Origin of the sequence: Clostridium sp. (genome assembly GCF_036569345.1) — a bacterium.
Lineage (GTDB): Bacteria > Bacillota > Clostridia > Clostridiales > Clostridiaceae > Clostridium_AD.
Map to the genome: position 1 here is coordinate 1 of NZ_DATCQT010000113.1, position 4,060 is coordinate 4,060.

Genomic DNA, 4,060 nt, shown 5'->3' on the forward strand with positions numbered 1-4,060 from the left:
GCCCTTTCGATTGCCCTCTATTACACCAGCATATCTTAACTTCTGTAGATGTTGAGAAACAGTAGATTGAGGAATCTTTAGACAAGTCTGCATGTGACTAACATTGCATTGACCTTGATCTAATATACCTTTTACTATACATAATCTAATAGGATGTGCTAATACTTTTAAAATCTCCGTAATTTCACTATATTTCATATAATCTGTATCCATAGATTTTCCTCTCTCCTGGATTTTTATCTGAGCATTCTCTAGTTAAAATGTATATCCAAGAACATATCTCATTTCTAAGCGGTAATTATTTTTATGTTTATTGTTATATCCTAATATTAAGATATAACAATATAATAACACATATAAAATAAAAAGCAATAGAAATATCAAATTTAATTAATATTTATTTATAACTTTTCGACAAAAAAAGATGCACGAAAATTTTAACTGATGCATACCAATTAAAAATTCGTGCTTTTTATTTAATTCAAAATAACTCATATTTTATTATTTTATTGTTTTCCCACTATATCTAAAAAAAATATTTATATTGATTGTATTACACCCCTTTCTTTATAAATGCTGAAACCTTACCTTTTTCTTTTGATAAATCAATTAATTCATTATTTGTTTTATCACACCAAGATTTAATGTCCTCATAAAAGCCATTATCTGTTGCTGTAACTTTTAATATTTGTCCTTCATTTAATTCATCGACATTAGATTGAACTTGAGTAAGTGGTCCAGGACAACACAAACCACAAACATCCAGCGTTTTATCATAATTATCAATGCCTTTATCTATGGTGTTCTTAATAACTTGAGTATCAGGATCTAATCTAGGCATTTTTTCTTTATCACTAATATAAGCCTTTTTTAGCTTATAATTTAAATTTGAAACTGACTTATATCCTCCAGTTAAGTTTTTAACTTTGAATCCCTTTTGAGTTAAAATTCTAGATGCTACATATCCTCTTAGACCTACTTGGCAGTATTCAAGTATTACTTTATTTTTATCGAGTTCACCCATTTTTTCTCTTAAACTATCTACAGGTATATTTATAGCATCTTTAATATGCCCATTATTGTATTCTATCTCCGTACGTACATCGAGCATTATTGTATTTTCTTTGTCATAAGCCATAAACTGATTCGAGGTCAGTACATCCACTCTTCCCGCTAATAGATTTTCAGCAACATATCCTGCCATGTTTACTGGATCCTTAGCTGATGAGTAAGGTGGAGCATAGCAAAGCTCAAGTTCTGTTAAATCGGTAACTGTTCCTCCCAAGCGAATAACTGTAGCAATTATATCTATTCTCTTGTCCACTCCGTCATAACCTACACCTTGAGCTCCAAGAATTTTGCCTTCTTCATTAAAAATTAGTTTTAATGTCATTGAAAGCGCATCAGGGTAATATGAAGCATGGCTTACTGGGTGAACAAATATAACTTTATAAGGAATACTAAGTCTTGTTAAAGTTTTTTCATTATTACCTGTACTTGCAGCAGTTAAACCAAATACCTTTATAATTGAAGTACCTTGAGTTCCCTTATACGTAGTTCCAAGACCAGCTATATTATCTGCTGCTATTCTACCTTGCTTATTTGCTGGGCCTGCTAGTGGAATTGCTGATTTTTGCTGATTTACAAAATCAACTATTTCTATAGCATCACCAACTGCAAATACATTAGAAGCAGATGTTTCCATTTTGTCATTTACTATTATGTGCCCTTTAGGTCCAAATTCTATTCCGCTATCTTTTAAAAATTCAGTATCAGGGGTTACTCCCACTGCAAAAATAACCATATCAGCACTTAATAATAGACCACTCCTTAAAGTTATCTCAACACCATTTTCTGTATCTTTAAAAGCTTTTGCTCCATCTTTTAAAATTATTTCCACACCGTTATCTGATAATTCCTTTTCAATCCCTACAACAATATCTGTATCGAAAGGCGGCATTAAATGAGCAGGTGATTGTACTAAAGTAACCTTAAGGCCCCTTTCCCTTAAATTCTCAGCCATTTCCACACCAATATATCCTCCACCAATAACTACAACACTATTAATATCTTTTTTATCCACATATGTTTTTATATTATCAGTATCTGGTATATTTCTTAATGTAAATACTCTTTTACTGCTTATACCTTCTATATCAGTTTTTTTTGATTTTGCTCCTGGTGATAGCACTAAATAGTCATAGCTTTCTTCATAGGTGCCTTTAGTTTTACTTTTAACTGTTACAACCTTTTTTATCGTGTCAATGGAAGTTACTTCACTGTTAATTCTTACATCAATATTAAATCTTGCTTTCATACTCTCAGGTGTTTGTACTAAAAGCTTATCTCTTTCTTTAATTACATCACCAATATAATAAGGTAACCCACAATTTGCAAAAGAAATGTATTCATCTCTTTCAAACATAATTATTTCTGCATTTTCATCTAGTCGTCGTAACCTGGCAGCGGCTGTAGCTCCACCAGCTACACCACCTACAATCAATACTTTTTTTATCATATATATTCCTCCTTGCATTTTTTAATTATTTTATTAACTTTATTATTCTTTCACTTTAATTTTATACTTAATTACAAGTTAATTTTATTTGAGCATTACCTTACTAAATTGTATCTCCACGATGCTATTCCACGACTTAGATGGTAAATATTTTTAAAATCATTGTTTGCCAAAATAGTCACTGCGCTAGGGCTTCTTCCACCTGATGCACAATAAACAAGTATTGGCTTATCTTTATATTTACTAAGTTCAGTAATTTTCATAGGAAGAATCTGAACAGGAACAAGTTTTGCTCCTTTAATGTGACCATTATCATATTCTTCTTTGGTTCTTACATCTAAAATAAAAAATTCTTTATCATCGCTTATAAGCCTATAAGCCTCTTCAGCACTTACATTTTTGCTCTTTGAAATAAACATGATTTTGCCTCCTTAGAAGATATAATTTACATACATTCTTGCTATATTCTTATTATTACTATTGCTATCACTGTTATATCTCATTATTACGATATAACAATATAATAACACATATAAATTTAAAATCAATAGAAATAATAAATTAAATTTTATTTATTATTAACCTTTAAATAGAAAAGTGATACACGAAATTTATCTGTGTATCAACTCATTAAATTATTATAATTTTTCTTTAGACTCTTCCACCTCAAATCCTTCTACGAAGTTGATTACCTCCTTTTATTTAGTATCTTCTGGTACTGTTTACGGAAATTCCTAATTTCTTGTATACTTCTTTTAATTAAATTTTGGTTCCTATCGCAACGTCTTTTATATGGAGTATAAGTTGTCACTTATACTCAAAAAGTAGGCGGACAAAGTAATCACAATAACCCAACTATATTTATTACAATCGCATGAAAAGCATACAACTAAAAATAAACATACTGCGCTCCAATTTACAGTATGTTTATTTTTATTCGAGTATTCGAAAGTGAAGATTATAGAATGAGATCGTGAAATATTAATTTCACGATCTGTTTTTCTTTTGGGTAGTATTTATTTCTGTTTAAGTATTTTTTTTCTGTTTAAATATTCATCCTCTTCAATTTCGCCTTTTGCATATCGTTCATCAAGGATCTTAATTGCTGATATGCTATGGAAATTATGTTTTTTAATTATCCTATATGCGATGAATATAATTGAAACTAAAATTACAATTTTTAAAACCATCGCTATAATAATCCAAGGGCCATAGGCACCACTAAACTGACTTATTCCTTGCATTCCATTGAATCTCATTCCCATAAATCTAAACACCACCTTTATTTATATATATTTAGTATACTATCTAAATAGTATTATAAATAGTTATATTCACCAGATGGTTTATTCTTTTAATTCAATATAACCTTTATTATGCTGAATGCCTTTGTACTATGGAATGGAAATAAAAAATCAGTATAGCTGTTATTGTTTATGCTGAGTATGAAATTAGATGTCCTTATTTTCTGTATTTCAATTACATCAAAAAATAAGCTAAATGTAACATATAATGAACTGCACCCTGTCAAGTGGACAGTGG

4 protein-coding genes and 1 pseudogene are annotated in these 4,060 nt (G+C 29.8%); all 5 read right to left on the bottom strand.

The window, feature by feature from the left end; genetic code table 11:
* Positions 1-213, bottom strand: a 213-nt coding sequence (locus VIM70_RS11155; protein ID WP_331945837.1) for a metalloregulator ArsR/SmtB family transcription factor, incomplete at its 3' end; no start/stop codon positions are given.
* A gap of 349 nt (positions 214-562) precedes the next feature.
* Positions 563-2,518: pseudogene (locus VIM70_RS11160) on the bottom strand (CoA-disulfide reductase); the annotation flags it as partial.
* A 95-nt stretch (positions 2,519-2,613) separates the two neighbouring features.
* Entirely contained in the window at positions 2,614-2,937 is a 324-nt protein-coding gene (locus VIM70_RS11165; protein WP_331945838.1) for a rhodanese-like domain-containing protein, read from the bottom strand.
* Between the two features lie 597 nt (positions 2,938-3,534).
* On the bottom strand, positions 3,535-3,783 hold the full coding sequence (locus tag VIM70_RS11170) for an SHOCT domain-containing protein (RefSeq protein ID WP_331945839.1): 249 nt from the start codon (positions 3,781-3,783) through the stop codon (positions 3,535-3,537).
* An 89-nt stretch (positions 3,784-3,872) separates the two neighbouring features.
* A partial coding sequence (locus VIM70_RS11175) for a hypothetical protein (protein WP_331945840.1) occupies positions 3,873-4,060 on the bottom strand: 188 nt, incomplete at its 5' end.